Consider the following 22,951-nt stretch of genomic DNA (forward strand, 5'->3'; position numbering starts at 1 on the left):
AAAAAGTTATTTTTGAAAATGGGGTATCGTTGCGCCGGGTTCTCCGAACCGAATAAGAAGCGATTGTCTTCCATCGGTTCCGGCAGGGATGTTCAGCCGCAGCCCGCCGGTGGATCGCCCGTGAGGGTGACACAAACTCTTAGCCCAATATTCAACAAGTTATATTATACGATTCCGGGAGATGAAGTCAAGACGGAGTTGATCGGAACGCCGGGAGAACCCGGCCATCCTTGGCCAAATTATGGTAACCGCTTACAGGAACAAGGCCGTCCTTTCAAATCGAAAATTCCTTCTCTGGTCCCTCTATTTTCAAAGGCGGCATAGTGCAAAATTCCTGTATTCATTGTATAGTAAAGTTATTGTTGCAGCGCGAAGTTAGTAGGAGGTGCAAGGGATGGTTCAATCAGATGGCATGTACGATTCCATTCGACATAATCAGACAAAAAATCACCCGTCCCGAACTCCTAACGAGCTTCCGCTCTGGGTACAAAGACAGGATTTGGCCGAATCGGATCTGCCTTATATCCATTCTCTGCTGGCGATAAGCTTCGGGGATTGGCTGGATCAGATCGAAGGTTTTCCTTGGCAGCCCAGCTATCCCTTCCTCTTGATTCACCCCGACGGAACGAAGGTGGCATGGCAGCGATGCGAGGAGTCAAGCCCGTATCCCGCCGATTGGAAGGAATCGTCCTTGGGCGTCAACGCCGTCAGCGAAGCGATCCAAACCTGCCGCCCGACGCTGCTTAAAGCGGACGAGCATGTATCGCCGCAGCTCAGGGGCTTCGACTCGCTGGCCGTTCCGATCTTTACGAGATCGACCGGCTTGCCCTGCGCCATCCTTGCCAGCCTGATTCCCGCCGGCATGGCTCAAGCGGGAGAGCTGAAGCTGCTGCAAGCCGCCGCGCTTCATTACCGGAGTTGCCTGTACAGCAGATTCGAGCTGTTGTTCGTGAAGGATCTGCTTCAAGAGAATAACGCGTCGCAGAAGGAGGATCACCGCCGGGAGATTCTCGCCGACGTCCTGCGGCGCATGTACGACCACATTGACGTGGAGAGCGTTCTTTCGGAAGTGATCGATATTCTGGAGCAGGTTTATCCGATGAGCCGGACCGATCTGTTCCTGTCGCAGGATTACAGCAGCACGAACGAGAAAGTGAAGCCGCTGGCCTTCCACCAGCAGGAGATGGACATTTGCTGGAAGGCGTTTATGGAAGGCGAGATGCGGGAGGAGTCGGAGGGCTCGCGCCGCCGGCTGGCGCTGCCGCTAACCGGCAAGCAAGGCGTCTACGGCGTGCTCCTGCTGGACGTCGCGGCGAGCAACTTCGACGACAGCGATCTTCGCTTCGTGAAGACTCTGTCCGAGGGAGCGGGGGGCGCCTTCGAGAAAGCGAAGCTTCACGAGCAAGCGAACACGCTGATCGGAGAGCTGCGGCTGATCAACGAGCTCACCCAGAGGCTCAACAGCAGCCTGAAGCTATCCGATACGATGCAATTCGCCACGTCGGAGCTTCTTTCGATTTTTAAGGCGGATTATTGCTTTATTCTTCAGCTTGACCGCGTCAACGGCCATTTTATCGTCATGTCGTCGAACGTGCCGAGCTTGACGAACGAGCTGTTCGACAAGGATTACGGCTTCTGCGGCGTCATGCTGACGACGAAGGAGCCGATCATTCTGTCGGACTACCGCACCGCCACGCCGGTCGCCTCCCAACTGATGGACGTGACCGACTCCCGCTCTCTGCTCGCGGCTCCGCTGCTGCTGAACGGCGAAGTGATCGGAGCCGTCATGGTCGCCCATGCCTTGCCGAACCATTTTTCCTACGACAATTACAAGCTGCTGCAGATCTTGTCCGCCCATCTCGGCTTGGCGGTTTCGAATTCGTCGCTTCATGCCGAGGTAAGGCGCATGGTCATTACCGATAATTTAACCGGGTTGTACGCGCGGCATTACCTGAACGAACGAATCCACCGCAAGCTGCTGCAGGATGCGTACGGATCCCTGATTCTCGTCGATATCGACCACTTCAAGAAAGTGAACGACACGTTCGGCCATCAGATCGGCGACGCGATTCTGATTCAAGTCAGCTCGATCATCCGGTCCGCCATCCGGGACAGCGACATCGCGGCCCGCTGGGGCGGCGAAGAGCTGGCGATCTATCTGCCCAGGCTGACGATGGAGCAGGCGACGCGAGTCGCCGAGAGAATCCGCCTGAGGGTGGAGGAAGAGACGAATCCGAAGGTGACGGTGAGCTGCGGCCTCTCGGAATGGACGGCCTCGGACGACAAAATCAGCGTGGAAACGCTGTTCTACCGGGCGGATATGGCCTTGTACGAGGCGAAGAATAACGGCCGGAATAGCGTCGCGATCGGCTGAGAACGGCAAGGTTCAAAGAGAGCTTTCTTCGGGAATTCCCGGGGAAGGCTTTTTTGGTTGGGAATCGAATGCATACCTGCGATCGCGCTTGCGGAGCCTATGGGGAAAAAGGAGTGGGAGCGATGTCTCTCGCAAGCGGAATGGTACGGTTGGCCAAAGCGGCGGGAATCGGGGCTGTCGGAGCGGGATTGCTCGGGGCGGCGGGCTGCGCGATCGGCGGCAAGCTGTCGCCAGAGGCTGCCTTCGCGCTGTCCGCCTCCGCGTTGTCCGGCACGGACCGTTTCTCCTTCGACGGACGGCTGTCGGCTTACGATCCCGACGGCCGCTTAGCGGATCAAGCCGGCTACAGAGGGGAAGTAACCGGGCATAAGCCGGCGGCGCTGGCTTGGGAAGGCACGGCCGCTTCGTCCTTTTCCTCCTCGTACTGGAGCCATCCGCTGTCTCTCGTCTCCTACGTGGAATCCGGCAGCTCCGAGGTGAAGGCGGCGGCGAGCAATCCGAACGAGGTTGTGCTGGAGATGAAGCTGGATCCGGAGGCGGCGCGGCGGCGCATTCGAGACGAGCTGCGGAACCAGATGAGAGCCGTGGCCGAGGAGACGGGCGTATTGATCGCGGATAGCCAAGGGACGACGATCTCCCAGGCCAAGCTTAAGATCGAGGAATCGAATCGCGTGCTCGAAGAAGCGTTGAAATCCCTAAGCGTAACGACGTCGTGCCGCTGGACGGCGGATCGGCGGACTTGGTTCCCGAAGAAGCTGTCGGAAGAGTCGGTGCTGAGCTATACGCTGGCGGGCAAACGTTATTCGGAGAAGAGAATTTCGGAGACGAACTTTGAGCGGAAGGCGGACAGTGGTACAATACAAGATGTTGCTGCAACCAAGTAAGTCCAAATCATCGAGTTTTATCAGAGCTAGGAGGAATGACCCATGCGCGATCCGCGCTTGCAGAAACTTGCCGCCAACCTGGCGGGCTATTCGGTAAACGTTCAACCGGGAGATAACGTCCTTATCGAGATGATCGGTTCGGAGAGAGAGCTGCTCAAAGCCCTTATCGAAGAAGTAGCCAAAAGAGGCGGGAACCCGTTCGTCGAGATTGAAGATAAGTCGGTCACGAGAACCCTTCTTATGAATGCGACGGAAGACCAAATGAAGACGTGGGCGGAATACGATCTAAATCGCATGCAGCGCATGCAAGGTTACATAGGCATCCGCGCGGGCGGCAACGTCAACGACCTCGGAGACGTTCCTTCGGAGAAGATCAAGCTGTACGAAAGCATCCATCGCCATCCGGTTCACATGGAACAACGGGTCAAGCGCACGAAGTGGGTCGTGCTTCGCTACCCGAACGATTCGATGGCGCAGCTGGCGGGGATGAGCACGGAGGCGTTCGAGGACTTTTACTTCGACGTCTGCAATCTCGACTACGGCAAGATGGACAAAGCGATGGATCCGCTGCAGGATCTCATGAAAAGAACGGACAAGGTCCGCATCGTCGCTCCGGGCACCGACCTGACCTTTTCCATCAAAGGCATCGGCGCCAAGAAATGCTCCGGCGAGCGCAACATTCCGGACGGCGAAGTGTATTCCTGCCCGATCCGGGATTCCGTGAACGGCACGATCTCCTACAATACGCCGAGCATCTACAACGGCTTCACCTTCGAGAACATCAAATTCCGGTTCGAGAACGGCAAGATCGTCGAAGCGACCGCGAACGACACGGAACGCCTCAACGCCGTCCTGGACAGCGACGAAGGCGCCCGCTACATCGGCGAATTCAGCTTGGGCTTCAATCCTTACATCCTTCATCCGATGAAGGACATCCTATTCGACGAGAAGATCGCGGGAAGCCTTCACTTTACTCCCGGCCAAGCCTACGAGGATTGCGACAACGGCAACCGCTCCTCGGTTCACTGGGACCTCGTGCTCATTCAACGTCCGGACTACGGCGGCGGCGAAATTTATTTCGATGACGTCCTCATTCGCAAGGACGGCCTCTTCGTTATCCCGGAACTTAAGGGATTGAACCCGGATGCGCTAAAATAAAGCGTTTTCCTACTTGCGTGGCAGGGCAAGTCAAGGTATGATGAGGGAAGAAATTGACCACCCTATTATCTGGAGGGATTTCCATGTCCAACAATAACGCAGCTATCGTGGAATTATCTCAAACTGCTAACAAATACCGCTCTTCCATCGTTCTCCAAGCCGAGAACAAGTACATCGACGTGAAGAGCATTCTCGGACTGTTCACGACGCTCGTAGGCGGACATGCTTATGAACTGCACGTTCACGGTCCGGATGCCGAAGAAGCCAAGGCAGAGCTTGCCACCGTATTCGCGAAGCACAATCTGAACGTAACGATTGTAGACTAAGCGCATCGGCTTAACGGCATGGAATCGAATATGGCTGGTGCATGATCCGAACGCCCCCGTCCGTCATGGACGGGGGTTTTTATCCCGTTTGCGATTGCCAAATTCACCCAGACAGATCAGGGGGATGTATCCGTGTCCATCACCGACCCGTTGTTGAGCCTCGTGTTCGAATACTCCTATGCGGGGCTGTTTCTAGCCATGTCCCTAGGCATCGTAGGCGTTCCGTTTCCCGACGAATTGCTGCTTACGGCGTCGGGGTATATGATCTCTCAAGGCAGCATGAACCTATTCCTCACGATGTCGGCAGCCATCTGCGGAAGCGTCACCGGCATGTCGATCAGCTATTGGGTCGGGCGGAAGGTGGGGAAAAGGCTGTTCGGAGGGTTCATCGGCCGGCTGCTGCGCGCGGATCGTCTCGAGAGGCTCATCACGAGACTGGAGAATTGGGGAGAGCCGCTTCTGCTAGTCGGCTTCTTCGTGCCGGGAGTTCGGCATGCCACGGCTTTGTTATACGGAGCTAGCAGAAGGCCATACGGCACGTTCCTGTTATACACCTCCATCGGAGCGCTGCTCTGGACTAGCGTATTCCTGCTGGTCGGCACGCTGCTCGGCGAGCATTGGAGGGAAATTACGGGGACGGTCAACCAGGATGCCGCGATCGCGGCGGCGGCGTTCCTCCTGATCGGTCTCGCATGGCTGGCATGGAAGCGCAAGATGCCGTCCAGAAAGTGGTAAGCCGCGCGAAAACCGTTGGCCAATCCATCGGTTTTCTTCCCGGAATACGCAAATATCGCAAACTAACCGGATAGAAAGGGGTTCCTGTCCTTGTGCTCCGAGCTATTTTCGTCTAATATGAAAGAGATAGCTATACTTTGCGAGTTTGGGCACAGGGGGAGTTAGGATGGCTTCATCGGATGTCATGGAGCACCTGAATCAGAAGGCGCTTCGTCTTCTGCAGGAAGATGCGGACAAAATCGAGAAACTGATCGCCATTCAGATGGAGAATCTGGCGACCCGCAAATGCCCGCTATATGAAGAAGTGCTGGACACGCAGATGTACGGCTTCTCAAGAGCGGTTGATTTTGCGGTGCGTGCGGGGCTTGTGGAAGAAGGCGCGGGCAAGAATCTTGTCATGCAGCTTGAACGCAATTTAGCGTTGCTCTACGAAGCTATGGCGCAATAAATAGAGCTTGGTCCTTTCTCGATACGGATTTGGTACGGAGATGAAGAAAGCCTTGGCTGCGGCGACGCTAGCCAAGGCTTTTTGTTGTTGCGGATGGTGAGCAAGATGGCGTCCTTTATCGTTAAACGAAGAAGAAGGCCACTCCGAGCACGACGTAGACGAGGAGCAGAAGCTTGCCTTCGTACCAGGTCGTCTGTCCGTCCCGGGAGACGGAGGAGGTGATCAGCACCGCGACCGCGATGGCGGCGATCTCTATGGTCGAGAACAGAATGTTCATGTGCCGTTCGAACAGCAGGCTGACGAAGATCAGCACGGGGGCGACGAACAGGGCGATCTGCAGGCTGCTGCCTACCGCGATCTCCACGGCCGCGCCGATCTTGTTCTTCATGGCCAGCATGATCGCGGCGCTGTGCTCGGCGGCGTTCCCGATGATGGCGACAATGAAGGCGCCGACGAACAGCTCGGAGAAGCCGAATTTCTCGGAGAAGACTTCGACGGAGCCGACCAGCCATTCGCTGACGAAGGCGACCATGACGGTGGCGAGAACCAGGAAGAAGATCGACATGCCGCGGGACCACTTGGCGGTCTCGCCGTGGTCCGGGTTCGTCTCCACGTGATCCTCCAGCATGCTCTTATGGGTGATCATGGAATAGATAAGCCAGCCGACGTAAGCGACGATCATGACTCCGGCGATGATAAGACTAAGCGTCAGGGTGTCGTCTTCGGAGAGATGCTCCGACTTCACGAAGACGGCCGGAATGAACAGGGCGACGACTCCGAGGAGCATTAGAGTGGAGTTCTGTCCCGCCAGATGGATATTGAATTTCTGTTCTTTGAACTTCAAGCCTCCCGCCAAGGCGCTTGCGCCGAGCACGAGCAGCAGGTTGCCGATAATCGAGCCGGTCAAGCTGGCTTTGACCATATCGAACAATCCTTCTTTAACTAGGAAGATGGCGATAATGAGCTCGGCCGCGTTGCCGAACGTCGCGTTCAGGAATCCGCCCAGCCGCTGGCCGGCGTAATGGGCGACCGATTCCGTGGCTTGTCCGAGGAACCCGGCGACGAAGACGACGCAGATCGCGGCGACGATAAATTGAAAAGTCGTGTTCCAATGCGCATAATGGGCAACGGCGCTCAGAACGAACGTAACCCCCAGCAGGGGGAAGAAAAGCTTCTTCAACGGCGGACACCTCTATTGGAAATAGGTTGTAGCTTATTCTGGTTAATAGTACTATATCCTATTCGAATCGCTCAAGTAAAAATCTGGCCGAAGATGTCCCGCAGTTGCTTGCGGAACCTTATTCCATTACAATAAAGGCATCCATTATTCGGGAGAGTGAGCCGCCAATGACAGATGAGCTGCAGCAGGGTTTGGTACGGATCTCCGACGATGTCGTCGCCACGATAGCGGGCTTAGCCGCGCTGGAAACGCCGGGGGTCGCCGCGATGTCGGGCGGAATCTCCGAGGGTCTGGCCAAACGGTTAAGCGGCCGCAACGTTCAGAAGGGAGTCTCGGTCGAAGTCGGTCAAGTCGAGGCCGCGATCGATCTTCGCATCGTCGTGCAGTACGGAATTCCGATTCAGGAAGTCGGCGTTCGCCTGCAGGATAACGTCAGGGAAGCCGTACAGAATATGACGGGCTTGCGGGTCGTCGAAGTGAACGTCAAGGTCGAAGGAGTCGCCTTCAAGGACGAAGCCGAGCCCGAGGAAGCGCACCGGGTGAAATAATCGCATACGGGCAACAAACAACGCCTCTTGACACCGGAATGGTCAAGAGGCGTTGCTGCGTTTTATCGGCGGACCGTTTGGTATCTTGCCGCCCTAGGCTCGGAAGACTGCCGGCTCGGCTCCCGCACCTCGCGGTTGTACTCCCTTGAGATGCTGAGCAGAATGCCCATCCCGATCATCAGCGCGAGCAGGGAAGAGCCTCCGTAGCTGATGAAGGGAAGAGTGACTCCCGTCAACGGAATGGCGCTGCTGACGCCGCCCATATTGATCAACGCTTGAATGGCGATCAGCGAGACCATGCCGACTCCGACCAGCGTTCCGAAGTTATCCGGACACCGCAGAGCGACGATCAGCGCGCGCCACAGGAACAGCAGGAAGAACAACAGGAACAGGGTCGTCCCGAAGAAGCCAAGCTCTTCGGCAATAATAGCAAAGATAAAGTCGTTATACGCGTAATCCAGATAGAACAGCTTCTGCACGCTGTTCCCGAGCCCCGTTCCCATGAAGCCTCCGTGTCCGAACGCTTCGAGCGACCTCAAGAGCTGATAGCCGGCGCCTTCTTTATCCGCCATCGGATCGAGGAAGGCGGTGAAGCGGGCTATCCGGTAATCGCCGTCGAAGTCCGGATTCGTCAGAAGATAAAGGCTGAAGAGAAGGGCTGCGATCCCAAGGATGACGGCGGCCGACATCGCCAATTGCTTCAGATGGGCGCCCCCGGCGACGATGATGCTGCCCGCGCACAGAATCAGAACGACGCAGGAGCCTAAATCCGGCTGCAGCATGATCAGGCCGCATATGAAGCCGACGACGATCATGACCGGCAGAAGCCCGCGCTTGAACTCGCGGAATTTGTCTTCCTTCTTCGTAATGATCGCCGCCAAGTAGAGGATGATGGCGATCTTCGCGAATTCGGTCGGCTGGATGCCGAGGCCTCCGATGCCGAGCCAGCTTCGTGCCCCGTTGGTTTCCGAGGCGACGAACGGAACGACCATGAGCATCAGGGTCGTCAGAAACAGAAACGGAGCGAACCATTTCTTGTACTTCGCGTAGGGAACGTTCATGAGAACGAGCATGACGAACGTTCCCAACCCGGCCCACATGATTTGACGCTTGGTAAAATACAAAGCGTCGTATCCGAACTTCTTGGATACGACGGTCATGCTAGAGCTGGCGCTGAACACCATGACGAGTCCGAATCCGACAAGCAGAAGCGTCAAGATCAGCAACAGAAAGTCCGGAGCGCCCTTCTGGCCTCCCGTGGGGTTTCTCATTCTTGTAACCGGTTGCTCAGCTCAGCAGCTGCTTCAAGGCTTGAACCCGTTGGTTCGCTACGTCAAGAATAGCCGGCGGCACCGGGCTCTCGTACTCGAGGCTGTGCGGGAAAGTGGCGCGGCCGATATACACGTGCTCGATCTGCAGAATCGCGTCCGGATTCTCAAGCTTGCCTTCCACGGCGCGGGTGTTGATTCGCAGGAAGTATTCGTTGCTGCTCGCGGAATCTACCAGCTTCAAGTCGTATGTAGCGCGGCGGTATTCCCACTGCCAGCGAACGAAGCCCAGCTTCTCCCCGGATTGGTCCAAATGAGCGAGATCGCTCTTCATTCCTTGCAGTCCCGTATTTTCGAGAATCATTAAGGTTCCTCCTTTGGAAAATGCAAACAAGCTTATGTACCCTCCATCATAGACGGTTTAATGGCCTTCTGCAAGCCTATGTGCTTCGGAAGGGCGCACATTCGAGTCCGTTCCGGGGGAGTTCAGAGGCGGACGATTTTCTGTTACAATAATAAGATACAAATTGGAATGCGAGAGAGGTGCGACGCCGTGATGATTAGAGAAGACACGATGCAGTCGCTGCATGGCGAGATGATTGAATGGCGCCGGTACTTGCATCGCCACCCGGAACTGTCGTTTAAGGAGTATCGGACGTCCGATTGGCTTGCGGATAAGCTCGAGTCTTGGGGGCTTCAGGTTAGAAGGGGAGTAGCCGGCACCGGAATCGTGGCTCGGCTCGTCGGGGGACTGCCGGGAAGGACCATCGCGCTTCGCTCGGACATCGACGCGCTCGCGATTCAAGACGAGAAGACGGTCGAATACGCGTCCTCCGTGCCTGGCGTCATGCATGCTTGCGGACACGACGGCCACATGGCGGAGCTGCTCGCCGTCGCCTGCTATTATAGCCGACATCAAGCGGAGACCGCCGGGACGAGGGTGTTCTTGTTCCAACCGGGCGAAGAGGTGCTGCCGGGCGGGGCGATCGGCATGATCCGTGACGGGGCGCTCGAAGGAGTCGACGCTATCTACGGGGTGCATCTTTGGTCGCCGCTGCCTTATGGCGTCGTCGCCACGAGACCCGGGCCGTTCATGGCTTCGCCGGACGAATTCGAGATTGTCGTGACCGGCAAGGGCGGACACGGAGGCCTTCCTCACCAGAGCGTGGACGCCATTGTCGCGGGCGCCCATATGGTGACGGCGCTCCAGACCATCGTCTCCCGCAACGTCGATCCGCTGCATTCCGCCGTCGTTTCGGTCGGACGCCTGCAAGCGGGCACCGCCAACAACGTGATCGCCGAACGCTGCCTGCTCGCGGGAACGGTGCGAACCTTCGACGAGGAGACGAGACGGTACGTAAGCCGCCGGCTGGAAGAGGTCGTCCGGCACGTATCCGACATGCACGGCACCAAGGCAAGCTTCGATTTCGTGTTCGGATACCCGCCGGTCGTCAACGACGAATCGGAGGCCGAGAGGGTGCTTCGGATCGCCGGGGGGCTGGACGGCATCGGGGAAGCGAGAAGGATGGATCCCGTCATGGCCGGCGAAGACTTCTCTTATTACCTTAAGGAAGTGCCGGGCTGTTTCTTCTTCGTCGGAGCCGGAGCGGCGGACGGAAGCTCCTTCCCGCACCACCACCCGCGATTCGATATCGACGAGCGCGCCATGCTCGACGCGGCGAGATTGCTGGTCGCCGTCGCCGACGATTCGGCGAGGGATTCGCATTCCTAAGATTGCTTGGCATGCTCGCCGCCTCCTTCAGGCACACTAGATTCGATTGATTATTCTAGTTAGGGAGGAACGGCTGCCCGATGCGCAAAGTATCCGATATTATGAGCAAGGACTGTCAGTGCGTCTCGTCCAAAGACAATCTGTTTGAATGCGCGATCCTGATGAGGGATCACGACATCGGCTTCGTCCCGGTTCTCGAAGGACGCAAGCTGCTGGGCGTCATTACCGACCGCGACCTCGTCATTCGCGGCTTCGCGGAGAAGCATTCCGGCTCCGAATCCGTGACGAAGGTGATGTCGGAGGACGTGAAGACGATCTCGCCGCATCTCTCGGTCGACGAGGCGAGCGCGATCATGGCGGCTAACCAGATTCGCCGGCTGCCGGTCGTGGAGAACGGCCAATTGGTCGGAATCGTGTCTCTCGGCGACCTGGCGATGAGGGAGATTTTCGTCAATGAAGCGGGAGACGCCCTGAGCGCGATCTCCAGCCACGAAACGCAGACTCCGAATTTTATCCAATAATACGTCCCTCCGGACGGCAATTCCGACAAATCCTTTCTTGCGCTCTTCCGAGCCGGGAAAGGATTTGCCGGTTATGGGCGAAAATCGAATCGCGTCGAATGTAGCTTGTCGCCCGGTTCGTCAGGCGGGAGGCTTAATCGGCTTTGAAAATGGACATCATGGGGACAGAACGGAATTTCGTAAGGAGGATCCAGTTATGTCCACGGTGTCCCGTCCCTTGCTTATTCAATCCGACGGCACGATCATGATGCAAGACCATCATCCCGAAGCGGATGCGGCCCAGGAGCTGCTCCGCGAAATCGCCGAATTGATCAAGCGTCCCGGAGAGTGGCATACCTACCGGGTCACCTCCGTCTCCCTGTGGAACGCGGCCGCTTCGGGGTGGACGGCGGAGACCGTCTTGGAGCGGCTCGGGAATCTTGCCCGGTACGGCCTTCCAGCCCTTCTCGTGAAGGAGATTCGCCATTTTATGGGCCGCTACGGAAGCCTGAGGCTGAGAACGCGAGGCGACGAGCTTGAGCTCGCCGTTCAGGACCCGGGGCTGCTTAAGCAGCTGATGGCCAACAGCAGCTTGGAGGCTTGCTGGCTGAAGAAGCCGGACGGCTTGACCGTAGCAGTCAAGAAAGAAGCGAGAGGCTGGCTGAAGCGCGAGCTGATCGCCTTGGGCTATCCGGTGATGGACGAAGCGGGTTACCGCTTGGGAGAAGCGCTTCCCGTGAAGCTTAAGGAGAAGGACGAAGAAGGACGTACCATTCGATTGCGGGATTACCAAGAGAATGCCGTAAGGGCGTTCGCCTTGGGCAAGAACGGAGCGGGGGGAAGCGGAGTCGTCGTCCTCCCGTGCGGCGCCGGCAAAACGTGGGTGGGCATGGGCGCCTTGGCGAAGCTGCAATGCGAAACGCTGATTCTGACGTCAAACTCCGTATCGGTGTCCCAATGGGTTCGCGAGCTGCTGAGGAACACGACCTTGACCGAGAACGAGGTCGGCGAGTACACGGGCGACCGCAAGAACGTAAAGCCCGTTACGGTAGCCACTTATCAGATCCTCACCCATCGCAAGTCCAAGGGAGGCGCTTATCCTCATTGGAAGTTATTCGTCGATCGGAACTGGGGTCTCATCATCTACGACGAGGTTCATCTGCTTCCGGCTCCCGTCTTCCGCATGACGGCGGATCTTCAAGCGACCCGCCGTTTAGGGCTGACCGCCACGCTCGTACGGGAAGACGGCAGGGAAGGCGACGTTTTCGCCCTTATCGGACCGAAGAGCTACGACGCTCCTTGGAGGAGCATGGAACGGCAGGGCTGGATCGCGAAGCCTTCGTGCCTGGAAGTAAGAGTTCCGCTTGCGCCGAATACGGCCTTCCAGTATCGGGAAGCGACCAAACGGCAGAAGCACCGCATCGCCGGCGAGAACCCTCTTAAGATCGAAGCGGTTCGCAGGCTCCTGTCCCGCCATCCCGAACAGCCGACGCTGATCATCGGCCAATATCTGGACCAGTTGAACTCGGTTGCCCGGGGCTTGAGGCTGCCGATCATAACGGGAAGCACCCCTCAGTCGGAAAGGCAAAAGCTGTTCGATCGCTTCAACCGCGGCGAGATCAGCGTCCTGGCCGTGTCGAAGGTGGCGAACTTCGCGGTCGATCTTCCCGATGCCGCCATCGCGATCCAGATCTCCGGCAGCTTCGGCTCGCGCCAGGAAGAAGCGCAGCGGCTCGGGCGGATTCTGCGCCCTAAGCGCGACGGCCAGGACGTGTATTTCTATTCCCTGATCAGCGACGAGACGGACGAGATCGAATTCGCGCGGCGCAGACAGAGATTCTTGCTCGAGCAGGGCTACGAATACGAAATCGATTGGCTCGAGGAAGAGGCGATAGCCGGGGAAGAGGCGATGACTTGAAGCTCGAGGAGACGATGTCCAGACTTCCGGAGAGCTTGCGCGGGCGGCTCATCTCACACCCGCTTATCGCCGATCGGCTGTCGGCGGAACGTCCTTTGGAGAAGGCGCTCGACCGGGTGTGGGCAAGAAAGTGGACGGCGAATGCGACTCCCGCGGCCCGGGATATGCTGAAGTGGCTGTTGCGGCGCTTCGGCGCCCGGCCTTTCGCCGAAGCGGAAGCCGAATCTCTCGCCTTCACGGAGATGGAGGGCCTCTGGACGGGCGCCGAGCTCCGCGTCGCCTTGCTTCGGCTAAGGCTGGACGGCATCCTGTTCGCGGCGCGCAAGCGTTGGGGGGATCGGCTGCTTTATCTTCCGTCCGATCTTGTCGGGCTTTGGCATTCCGTTCTTTATGCCGACGAGCTCGTTCCTCTTGAACATGAAGATGAAGAGCGGCTGACGGCAGTGCCGAGCCATGGCCGCAGTCCTCTGTCCATACGGCTTCTAAAGACTTGGGCGGGCATTCGGCATCGGGGCTTCCCGCTGACGGCGAAGGGAGTTCCGCACAAGGCCAACGTCGCGAGACTCGCCGCGGCCATGGAGACGGCTTCGGACGAGCTTCGGCCTCTCGCGGGAAGCGCGGCCGAGGAAGGGGCCATGCCGCCCGCTCCCCTTGCCTTGGCGATCGAGTTGGGAATCGAACTGGGAATCCTCGGCAGGGGACCGCGCTCGGTCGAGGCGTTCTCCGGCGAAGGGCTCGGCTGGTTGGACGGAACGACGGAGGACCTCGACTCCGTTCTCCATTCGATGATCGTGAATCGATACGCTCCGCTGGAACCGGGCCTTCATTTCGCGGCTCTCTCGCTTAGCGGTCTGGAGCCCCGGCAATGGTACCGGGAGAAAGATCTGCTCCATGCTTTCGGCCTTTCGAATAGGAATTCGCGCGAAGCGGGGTGGGACGAGTGGATTCGATTGGCCGCGGGTTTCGGCTGGCTCGAGCAGGGCCATATTGGCGGAGAACGGACTCTCCGCTGGAGAATCGATCCCGCGATTTCCCTAAGCATGCATCCCCCCGCTTCACGCATGACCGAACGGGAACCGGTTTACCTGCAATCGGATCTCGAGCTTATCGTCCCGCCGGGAGTCCCTTTTCGAGTTCTTTGGCAATTGGAAGAGGTATGCGAGAGAATCGCGCTGGATACCGTAAGCACGTACCGGCTGACGCGGAATTCCTGCGAACGGGCGCGGCGGCTAGGCTATACCTTGGAGCGTATCGTGGACGTATTGGAGCGCGCGACGCAGGAGCCGATTCCGGGAATGGTCCGAGGCGCTTTGGAAGACTGGCACCGCGGTTCGCCGTCATCCGCGGCGGATAGCGTCGCGATTGCCGATCGCGATACGGGGGGCGAACCTGAGCTTTTCCATTGGCTGCCTCGTCCGGATCCCCTGAGAGATTATGAGCTGGACGGATCCTTCCCGCATCAAGGCGAGCTGTTCCCCGGGCTGCCGTCCGTACCCGCGGCTTGGCTTGCCCAATCGAGGAGCTATCATGTTTCTACGCGCAAGGACATGGTGGAGCGAGCGCTCGCCTGGCGAACGTCGCTGCGGATCGGAACGGAAGAGGACGAGATCGCCTTCATTCCGGAGAGAATGGAACGCCGCGGCGAGAGCTGGACGGTCGTGGGCCGAGCGCGGGCAGGGAATGCCGATTCGCCGGCGAAAGCCGAAATCGTGGAATTGCCGATGGACCGAATAAACGAAATCAAGCTGGAGCTTCCGTCCCCATATTGAAGGCGAACTTTAACCGTTGACCGAAACGCCTATTATGGTATGATGAAAATGGAGTTTCGCATTAGCCGAAATGATCCTGAAGGTGGGGTGCAACCATGATCGGAGTTTCCGACAACCTCCCCGAGGTCGTTGCGACGGACGGCCTGCTCGAAGGCGAAGCCGCTGACATGGCGACGCTCTTGTCCCGCGCCTACGAGCTGGGAGAATTGATCAAGCAATCCGCCCTTACGGCGGAATACGTTTATTACAAGGCACAGGTGGATCGCGACGAGGACGTGAAGGAGCTGACCCGCGAATTCTCCAAAGCGAAGGAGCTGTTCGCGGAATGCGAACGGTTCGGACGATTTCACCCCAGCTACAACGAAGCGTTGGAGCGGGTATACGAAGTGCAGGCCAAGCTCGACGGAATCGAGCCGGTCAGAAAGTTCAAAGAAGCGGAGCAATCGGTCGACAGCTTGCTGCATGAAGTGGCGTTGACGATCGCGCGGTCCGTTTCCGACAGCATCAAGGTGCCGGATAACGATCCGAATCCGAAGGGCTGCGGAAGCGGAGGAAGCTGCTCCTGCGGCGGAGGCGGATGCGGATGACGGACGATACGATCGAACGGGAGCAGGCGCCGGAGCCTATCCCGCAAGCAACGCAAGAACCGGAGATCGGCGTAACGAGAATGTTCGGTGATCGGACAGGCTTCATCGTTTGGTACAGCGATTGGAAAGCGGCCAGGGGCCTGGACAAATACGGAACGCTGCACTACCTTTCCCGCAAGATGCATTATGCCGTGCTCTACGTCAATTCGGACGTGGCGGAGGAGACGCTCAAGAATCTCCAGCGTCTTTCTTACGTCAAGAAGATCGAGCGTTCCTTCCGGAACGAGATCAAGACGGAATACGAGCGCAACGTGCCGGATAAGACGCGTTTTTACGGGCTGTAAGCCGGCATTATATCGTATCGGAACACCTCGCCTTTGCCAGGCGAGGTTTTTTGTTGTCTTCATAATTTATAAACAAATTTGGCTCTCTAACCGGATATTCTCAGCGAAATACATAATTTCGAGCAATGTAGACATCATTTTCCGCTGCCGATATAATAAATGTGAAACAAATGTTAGCGAATTTTTAAGAATCGAAACAAATTGCTTAACGAGGTGCTTCCCTTGACCAAAATTCTTGTCATTGAAGATGAGAAGATCATCGGAGAGATGATATCCATGTATTTGACGGATGAGGAATTCTCCGTATGTCGTGTAGAGAGCGGTCAAGAAGGCATCGATGCCATTAGCAGCTTTGCCCCGGACGTTATCTTGTTGGATCTCATGCTCCCCGATATGGACGGGATAGAACTATGCGAGAAAGTAAGAGCCTATTCGGACACGCCTATTATTATTATCTCCATGAATTCCAAGGTGAACGAGCGGGTGCGGGCTTTGAATGCCGGCGCGGACGATTATCTCGTCAAGCCCTTCAGCATGCAGGAATTGAAGGCGAGAATCGGCGTCGCGGTCAGGCGGTACAAGCCTTCCGCGCCTGCGGCGGAGACGGACGTCCGCGCTTACGTCGCGGCGGGAGCCGCCATGGAGCCGATGTCGGCGAATCACGGGATCACGCTCGATCTGCAGAAAAGATTGCTTGCCGTTCACGGACAGCCGATCGATACGACGTTCTCCGAATTCGAGCTGATGAAGCTGTTATTCCAGTATCCCGGAAGGGTATTTACGAGAGACGAGCTGATCAACACCCTGAGAGGGATCGACTCCTACGTGAACGATCGAGCCATTGACGTCCATATAACGAATCTGCGCAAGAAGCTGGAACTGAATCCGAAGGAGCCCCATTTTATCAAGACGGTCTGGGGCGTCGGGTATAAGCTGAACCTCGAATAGATCTCAATCCAACCCCTTCGTCCCAGTTGGTCGGCTGCCCCGGGAGGCAGCGTAAATCGACATGCGAAGGGGAATTTGCTTTAAGGATATGCAGTTGCGACGACATCTACGGACATTTACCGAAGGGAGGGCAACGATGCTCCAATCCTTGCGCCTGCGAACATGGCTGCTGCTTCTCGTTACTACTCTTGTCACTTCTCTGGTCTGCGGATTGGTTTACTACCAGACCGCTCAATCGGCCATTCGCTCCAAACAGATCGATAATGCGGCCGTCCGGGCCGCCACGCAGGCGGATGCCCTCGGGCTGCTGATACGATCGTTCCTCAAGCTGACGGAAGCCGATGCCGAAAGCTATGCCGTTCGATACGGAGACGACTTCGATCGGATGCTGTTCCTGCGCGAGGAACGGAACCGGATGGGGGACGTGATCGAATCCCTCGGCTATAGCGATCTGTCGGGGCGGCTGGAGCTGACGAACGGCCAAACGCTCGATCTATCGGCGGATCCGTCCTTCTATAAAGCGACTTTAGGCCAGACAAGCCTGGTCGATTCCCCAACTCCGGAGAACGAAGACGGCGTTCGGATAACGAGCGTGTTCCATCCGGTCATCGACTATCGAAGTCAGGTTAAAGGAGTTCTTTGGGTTTCCTTTCGTTTGGACGTCCTATTCGAGGAACTGACGAAGGATAGCTTGCTCCGGGACGTTAAGGACGCGTCATACGCGGATTTCAGCCTTATTAACGCTCAAGGGGAAGTCCTGAATCCGTCGGAACAAGCCTCCCCTCTCCCTTTAGAGCAGCGGCAGCGCATCATAACGGCTTTGAGAGGCGAAGACAGCGCTCGCCTGGACATTCCGTCGGGAATGCTCTTCGCCTACAAAATTCCTGACACGAGATGGAGCCTGGTGCAGCGGGTCTCGACGGACGAGCTGTTCAAGCCTTTGCATGCCCTTCTTCTTCGAACGGTCGCGATCAGCTTGATCACGGAATTGGCGCTGTCCTTGCTGCTTCTCCTGCTGATCACTCCGCCGTTCAAGCGGATCGAGGCGATCGTCAAGGCGACGGAAGAGGTCGCGGCGGGCAATCTGCATATTCCGCCTCTTCCGGTCGAAGTGCGGGACGAGATCGGAGCGCTGTCCGCCTCCGTGAACGCCATGGTCGCCCAGCTGCGGAACTCCTTCGATCCTCTTAAAGCGTTTACCGAGCAGAACGATTACGGGATCATCGTGACGGACACGAAATACGTCATCACCCAATTCAACGGGACCGCGCAGCGAATGCTGGGCTACGCGGCCGAGGAAGTCGTCGGCAAGATGACCCCCCTGCAGCTTTCCGACCAAGACGATATCGAGGCGAAGGCCAAGCGATTGTCGGGCAAGCTGGGCCGTACTATCGCTCCTACGATCGAGTTTCTGGACGCGATGATCAGCGGGCGCACCTCGTACACCGACGAGAGAATTTATATGACGAAGAGCGGCAGGCCTATTCCGATCTTGCTGAGCATAAGCAAGATTACGGACAATTCGGGGAGCGTCACCGGCTATATCGGCTTGTTCCGCGAGATCAGCCACGAGAAGCGAATTCAGGCGGAGATGCTGAGGGCGAAGGAGCAGGCCGAGGAAGCGAATGCCTCGAAGAGTTTGTTCCTGGCGCGGATGAGCCACGAGATTCGTACCCCGATCAATGGGATCATCGGCATGTCCCAACTGATGAAGAGGACTTCGTTGACGGAAGCGCAGCTCGATTATATGGAGAAGATCGTAAGCTCCTCCGAGGTGCTGCTCGAAATCGTCAACGACATTCTGGACTATTCCAAGATCGAGGCGGGCAAATTCGAGTTGGACAAAATCGTATTCGAGCCCGACGAGCTCTTCCGCAAGCTTGGCGATACCCTGAGCTTTTTTCTGGGAACGAGACAGCTGGACATGATCTTCGACGTTCCGGATTCGCTGCCCCGGCGAATCGTCGGGGATCCGTTCCGCCTGGAACAGGTGCTGCTCAATCTTCTAAATAATGCGATAAAGTTTACGGCTAAAGGATATATTCACTTCCGCGTTGAACTTATAGAGCTTCAGGATCGTCGAGTATTATTGGAGTTCTCCGTCAAAGATACGGGAATCGGCATCTCGGAGGCGCAGCTCGCGAACCTGTTTCAGCCTTTCGCTCAGGCGGACGGCTCGGTAAGCCGCAAATATGGCGGGACGGGGCTTGGACTCGTCATCTCGGACGAGATTATTACGCTGATGGGAGGCCGTCTGGAAGTGGAGAGCAAGGAAGGGGAAGGAAGCCGGTTCTCCTTCGCCCTATCCTTCGCTTTGGCCAAGGAGGACGAGAACGCTTCTCCGGCGGACGGAGCGGTCGAAGAGATCATAGAGCCGATGAGAATTTTGTGCATAGAACGGCCCGGGTTGATGCAGGAGACCTTAAGGAACATGCTTCTTCCTTACCGGGCCGACGTCGAGTTCGCGGATTCCTGGAAAATCGCTCTGGAAGCGTTGAGAGGAGGGAGCGGAGGGGATCGCGGCTATGATTACATTTTCTGCAACATGGAGATGCCCGATATGTACGGGGAGGAAACTTGGCTGAGGCTGCGCCGCTTGGCCGGATCCGCCGCGATCATCTCCATGACGACCCCGCTCGGCCATAACGAATGGCTTCGGATGGACGAAGAGGACAGGCCGGAGCGAACCTTGATCAAGCCGATCAACCGCCGCGCGCTTCGGGACGTCGTGGAGAGCTGCAGGCTGGAGAAGGAGGCCAAGAAACAGACGGGAGGCAAGCAGGCTCCGGTTCCGAAGAGACGAGCCGCCGGAGACCCATCTCGAATTCTCCTCGTCGAAGACCACGTAATCAATCAGCAGATCGCTTGCGAGCTTCTCGGAGAAGCGGGCTACGTGGTCGAAGTGGCTTCAGACGGAATGTCGGCGATCTCTATGGTGCAAGAACGGCACTACGATCTGGTTCTGATGGATATCCATATGCCAGGCCTTGACGGGTACGAAGCGACGATGCGAATTCGCAGCTCGCTGAACACGTGGAGGCTTCCCGTAATCGCGATGACGGCGAACGTTCGCATGGAGGACCGGCAAAGGTGCCTGAGCGTAGGCATGAACGACGTGCTCACGAAGCCGATTCAATCGGACGTGCTGTTTGCCGTCGTGAACGGATGGGCGCGCCGCGCCAGGCAGATCGATTGGCCGGATGCCCTTACACGCGTAAACGGCAAGGAACAAATTTTAAGACATATGTTGCGCTCTTTTAGCATGGAATATAATGGGTTCTCCGAACGGTTGGAGAATAAACTGAAGGAGCAGCAATGGGATTCGGCGGCACGGATGCTTCACACGCTTAAAGGAGTCTCCGGCAATTTGTCGGCGAGCGCCGTGTTCCTGGCCGCCGAGAAGCTTGAAGCGATCCTGCAGGAAGCGGCTCAGGATAAGCGCTGGGAGCCCGGCTTCGCGGCGCTGAAGCAAGCGTTGGAGGAACTTCTGGAGGCGATAGAGTGGGAACAGAAAAACAGGCTGAATTACCAGAATATAACATGAATGGTCGCTATTTAATTTTTTGTTGAATCGACGGGAATTCGTGATGTAGAATGTACTTATATTCCTATATTTGTACAATCAACATAGTCCTTTAGGCTTATCCTCGGGAGGGGTGAACCCGGTGAAAGACAAGCAAACGGAGCGTTGGAGTACATATGAACCATTCCACATTCCTCTAGGCGACAAGAAGATTGTTGACATCATTATTACCAACCATGCCCGCTCCCGATGGTCGGACCGGGTAGAATCCATGAAGACGGGCTATGCGGACATTGCCCAATATTTGTGGGAGTGCTTAAAAGAAGGGCGAATCGTCTCCTATTACCGTCATGAACAGGACGTCTATACGATCGATGACGATCTTATTTTCGTCGCCGAATTCGCCGTATCCGAGAAGGATGTCGACCTCCTCGGCAACCCCCTTCATAAGATGATCGTCGTTACCTTTCTGGGCAGAATGTCGGAAACGATGGAACTGAGGGATCTAAGGACTTATTATTCTTGGCTGAGGCATTCCCGGAGAATGACCCTCATCAAGAACAACCGCAAGAGAAGATAATCTTATCGGTAACGGAATCGGACAAGCATGCCTCGCGGGCATGCTTTTTTTATACGGCCCGGTCTCCCGTCGCACAAGAGAAGAGAGCGGACGGGAGAAGCTATGTTATAATGCAAGTGCATTCATGTAAGTCGGAGAGGCGCGTGGAACCAGATGTCGCTCAATATCCATCAATTGCATATTTTCTATACCGTTGCCGAGCGGGGCAGCTTCTCGGCGGCCGCGCAGACGCTGCATATGACCCAACCGGCCGTGACCATGCAGATACAAGCGTTGGAAGAACGCTTCGGAGTCAAATTGCTGCATCGTTCAACGAAGAAGCTGGAGCTGACCGAAGCCGGACATTGCCTGCTCCCGCAAGCCCGCAAAGCGTTCGAGCTCATGAGAGAGACCGATCACATAATGGCGAAGTACGTGGAGAATCTGAAGGGAAGGCTGAATTTCGCGGCCAGCTTGACGATCGGAGAGTACGTGCTTCCCCGGCTGCTCGGTCCGTTCCTGCTTCGTTATCCAGAAGTGTCCGTCAGCATGCAGGTCATGAATACGACGGAGATCGTCGAGTCCATCGCCAATCAGGGCATGGCTTTCGGCCTCGTGGAAGCTCCTACCGACGACGATGCGGTGGTTACGGAGCCCGTCATGAACGACGAGCTGATGCTTGTCGCGCCGAGATCCCACCCGTTTTTCCAACGGGAGGAAGTGACCCTGGAGGAAACGATCGCGGAGCCGCTCGTGCTGCGCGAACGAGGCTCGGGGACGAGGCAGGTTATGGTGGAGGAGCTGGAGCGGCGAGGCGTGCTGGAGGAGAAGCTGAGGATCGTAAGCGACTTCGGAAGCAACGGCGCCGTGAAGTCGGCCGTCGAAGCGGGACTCGGCCTATCGGTTCTGTCGGTATGGTCCATCAAGAACGAAGCGGCTTTGGGTCTCTTGAAGCCCGTCCGGATTCAAGGAGTCACCTTCCGCCGCCAATTCTATGCCGTGCGCTCCAAATCCTCGGATTTGCCGATGCACGCCGCGGTTTTACTTGACTATATAAGGGGATTATCGAATGAGCCAAGCTGATCTTCATACGCATACGACCGCCTCGGACGGCCTTCATCGCCCGGCGGACAACGTCCGAATGGCCAAGGAAGCGGGACTTGGGGGAATCGCGATTACCGATCACGATACGGTAGCGGGAATCGAGGAGGCGCTCCGGGAAGGAGAAAAGCTCGGCATCGCCGTCGTTCCGGGCGTCGAGATCAGCACCGCTTACGAGGGAACCGAGATTCACGTCCTTGGCTACTACATGAACGTCGAGGACCCGGTCTTCCTTGCCAGGCTGGCCGACCAGAGAAAGGTTCGGGACGCCCGCAACGAAGGGATTTTGGCTAGGCTCGGCGAGCTCGGCATCCAGGTGTCGATGGAGGAGCTGAGGGAGATCGCCGGGAGGAGCGAGAGCCCGGAGGAGACGATCGGACGGCCGCATATCGCCGACGCTCTCGTTCGCAGGGGAGTCGTGGGCACCATCCAGGAGGCGTTCGATCGCTATCTGGCCAAAGGCCGGGCGGCCTATGTGGACCCGCCTCCGCGCATTACGCCGATGGAGGCTTACCGCTGGATCAAGGATGCCGGCGGCGCGGCTATCGTCGCCCACCCGGGACTGTATCGCAGGGAGGAGCTGGCTTCGGACCTGCTCGACGGCGGCGCGGACGGCGTCGAGGCGCATCATTCCGATCATACGCCGGAGCAAGAAGAGCGTTATCGCCAGCTGGCGATCGCCAGGGGCAAGATCGTGACGGGAGGCTCGGACTTCCACGGCGCCCGCAAGGGGGGCGTCTACCATGGCCCGATCGGCAATCGGACCGTGGAGATGTCCGTGCTGGAGCAGCTTCGTTCGGCCGCCCGCAGATAGTTGCGTATAGGAAAAATAAGACAAACGCTCAGGTACCGTCCGAAGTGGACGGGGCTTGGGCTTTTTTGTTTTGGGAAAGCGCGGGAGATGCACGGAAAAACCGTGCAACGGCGGCTCGCCGGGGCGAAAGCGCGGGAGATGCACGGAAAAATCGTGCAACGGCCGCACGCCGAGGGCGAAAGCGCGGGAGATGCACGGAAAAACCGTACAACGGGGGCTCGCCGAGGGCGAAAGC

At 57.3% G+C, this 22,951-nt stretch carries 21 protein-coding genes; 18 read left to right on the plus strand and 3 right to left on the minus strand.

Features of this window, described 5'->3' with window-relative positions; all coding sequences use genetic code 11:
- Positions 1-394 precede the first annotated feature (394 nt).
- The 6 genes from H7B67_RS20105 to H7B67_RS20130 all read left to right on the plus strand — a co-directional run bounded on the left by H7B67_RS20105 (position 395) and on the right by H7B67_RS20130 (position 5,925).
- Complete coding sequence (locus H7B67_RS20105; RefSeq protein ID WP_185121634.1) at positions 395-2,374, plus strand: sensor domain-containing diguanylate cyclase; 1,980 nt, start codon at positions 395-397, stop codon at positions 2,372-2,374.
- Positions 2,375-2,496: 122 nt separating this feature from the next.
- Positions 2,497-3,258, plus strand: coding sequence for a hypothetical protein (locus H7B67_RS20110; RefSeq protein WP_185121635.1), 762 nt, complete (start codon positions 2,497-2,499; stop codon positions 3,256-3,258).
- A 42-nt stretch (positions 3,259-3,300) separates the two neighbouring features.
- The gene (locus tag H7B67_RS20115; RefSeq protein ID WP_185121636.1) at positions 3,301-4,416 is read left to right on the plus strand and encodes an aminopeptidase; all 1,116 of its coding nucleotides are present in this window, start codon (positions 3,301-3,303) and stop codon (positions 4,414-4,416) included.
- Between the two features lie 83 nt (positions 4,417-4,499).
- Positions 4,500-4,742 carry an HPr family phosphocarrier protein gene (locus tag H7B67_RS20120; RefSeq protein WP_185121637.1) on the plus strand — a complete coding sequence of 81 codons (243 nt, stop codon included), beginning with the start codon at positions 4,500-4,502 and terminating at the stop codon, positions 4,740-4,742.
- Between the two features lie 132 nt (positions 4,743-4,874).
- Complete coding sequence (locus tag H7B67_RS20125) at positions 4,875-5,477, plus strand: VTT domain-containing protein (protein WP_185121638.1); 603 nt, start codon at positions 4,875-4,877, stop codon at positions 5,475-5,477.
- Between the two features lie 166 nt (positions 5,478-5,643).
- The gene (locus tag H7B67_RS20130; RefSeq protein ID WP_185121639.1) at positions 5,644-5,925 is read left to right on the plus strand and encodes an Fpa/YlaN family protein; all 282 of its coding nucleotides are present in this window, start codon (positions 5,644-5,646) and stop codon (positions 5,923-5,925) included.
- 121 nt (positions 5,926-6,046) lie between these two features.
- Here the strand turns inward: H7B67_RS20130 and cax are convergent, their stop codons facing one another.
- Entirely contained in the window at positions 6,047-7,105 is a 1,059-nt protein-coding gene (gene cax / locus H7B67_RS20135; RefSeq protein WP_185121640.1) for a calcium/proton exchanger, read from the minus strand.
- A gap of 167 nt (positions 7,106-7,272) precedes the next feature.
- On the opposite strand from cax, the gene H7B67_RS20140 reads away from it, so the two are divergent.
- On the plus strand, positions 7,273-7,653 hold the full coding sequence (locus tag H7B67_RS20140) for an Asp23/Gls24 family envelope stress response protein (protein WP_185121641.1): 381 nt from the start codon (positions 7,273-7,275) through the stop codon (positions 7,651-7,653).
- Positions 7,654-7,715: 62 nt separating this feature from the next.
- Here H7B67_RS20140 and ftsW read toward each other — a convergent pair whose 3' ends face one another.
- Together ftsW and H7B67_RS20150 are read right to left on the minus strand one after the other, a co-directional pair.
- The gene (gene ftsW, locus H7B67_RS20145) at positions 7,716-8,924 is read right to left on the minus strand and encodes a putative lipid II flippase FtsW (RefSeq protein WP_185121642.1); all 1,209 of its coding nucleotides are present in this window, start codon (positions 8,922-8,924) and stop codon (positions 7,716-7,718) included.
- Between the two features lie 16 nt (positions 8,925-8,940).
- Positions 8,941-9,285: a YugN family protein gene (locus H7B67_RS20150; RefSeq protein ID WP_185121643.1), complete on the minus strand. Its 345-nt coding sequence runs from the start codon at positions 9,283-9,285 to the stop codon at positions 8,941-8,943.
- 192 nt (positions 9,286-9,477) lie between these two features.
- Between H7B67_RS20150 and H7B67_RS20155 the strand changes: the two genes are divergently transcribed.
- The 11 genes from H7B67_RS20155 to H7B67_RS20205 all read left to right on the plus strand — a co-directional run bounded on the left by H7B67_RS20155 (position 9,478) and on the right by H7B67_RS20205 (position 22,716).
- Positions 9,478-10,653 (plus strand): M20 metallopeptidase family protein, encoded by a 1,176-nt coding sequence (locus H7B67_RS20155; RefSeq protein ID WP_185121684.1) that lies wholly within the window; start codon positions 9,478-9,480, stop codon positions 10,651-10,653.
- Between the two features lie 80 nt (positions 10,654-10,733).
- Positions 10,734-11,174: a CBS domain-containing protein gene (locus tag H7B67_RS20160; RefSeq protein ID WP_185121644.1), complete on the plus strand. Its 441-nt coding sequence runs from the start codon at positions 10,734-10,736 to the stop codon at positions 11,172-11,174.
- Between the two features lie 196 nt (positions 11,175-11,370).
- A complete protein-coding gene (locus tag H7B67_RS20165; RefSeq protein WP_185121645.1) occupies positions 11,371-13,071 on the plus strand; it encodes a DNA repair helicase XPB in 1,701 nt (566 codons plus the stop codon).
- The gene (locus H7B67_RS20170; RefSeq protein ID WP_185121646.1) at positions 13,068-14,840 is read left to right on the plus strand and encodes a helicase-associated domain-containing protein; all 1,773 of its coding nucleotides are present in this window, start codon (positions 13,068-13,070) and stop codon (positions 14,838-14,840) included. Before H7B67_RS20165 ends, H7B67_RS20170 begins: the two co-directional genes overlap by 4 nt.
- A gap of 95 nt (positions 14,841-14,935) precedes the next feature.
- Positions 14,936-15,427 (plus strand): YlbF/YmcA family competence regulator, encoded by a 492-nt coding sequence (locus H7B67_RS20175; RefSeq protein WP_185121647.1) that lies wholly within the window; start codon positions 14,936-14,938, stop codon positions 15,425-15,427.
- A gap of 80 nt (positions 15,428-15,507) precedes the next feature.
- Positions 15,508-15,771: a YlbG family protein gene (locus tag H7B67_RS20180; RefSeq protein ID WP_185121685.1), complete on the plus strand. Its 264-nt coding sequence runs from the start codon at positions 15,508-15,510 to the stop codon at positions 15,769-15,771.
- A 213-nt stretch (positions 15,772-15,984) separates the two neighbouring features.
- A complete protein-coding gene (locus H7B67_RS20185) occupies positions 15,985-16,719 on the plus strand; it encodes a response regulator transcription factor (protein WP_342592474.1) in 735 nt (244 codons plus the stop codon).
- 136 nt (positions 16,720-16,855) lie between these two features.
- The gene (locus H7B67_RS20190; RefSeq protein ID WP_185121649.1) at positions 16,856-20,263 is read left to right on the plus strand and encodes a response regulator; all 3,408 of its coding nucleotides are present in this window, start codon (positions 16,856-16,858) and stop codon (positions 20,261-20,263) included.
- Between the two features lie 121 nt (positions 20,264-20,384).
- On the plus strand, positions 20,385-20,822 hold the full coding sequence (locus tag H7B67_RS20195) for a hypothetical protein (RefSeq protein ID WP_185121650.1): 438 nt from the start codon (positions 20,385-20,387) through the stop codon (positions 20,820-20,822).
- 153 nt (positions 20,823-20,975) lie between these two features.
- Positions 20,976-21,884: a LysR family transcriptional regulator gene (locus tag H7B67_RS20200; RefSeq protein WP_185121651.1), complete on the plus strand. Its 909-nt coding sequence runs from the start codon at positions 20,976-20,978 to the stop codon at positions 21,882-21,884.
- Positions 21,871-22,716 (plus strand): PHP domain-containing protein, encoded by an 846-nt coding sequence (locus tag H7B67_RS20205; RefSeq protein WP_185121652.1) that lies wholly within the window; start codon positions 21,871-21,873, stop codon positions 22,714-22,716. Before H7B67_RS20200 ends, H7B67_RS20205 begins: the two co-directional genes overlap by 14 nt.
- The last annotated feature ends 235 nt before the right edge of the window (positions 22,717-22,951 follow it).

This window comes from Cohnella thailandensis, from assembly GCF_014212135.1.
In the GTDB taxonomy this organism is placed as follows: domain Bacteria; phylum Bacillota; class Bacilli; order Paenibacillales; family Paenibacillaceae; genus Cohnella; species Cohnella thailandensis.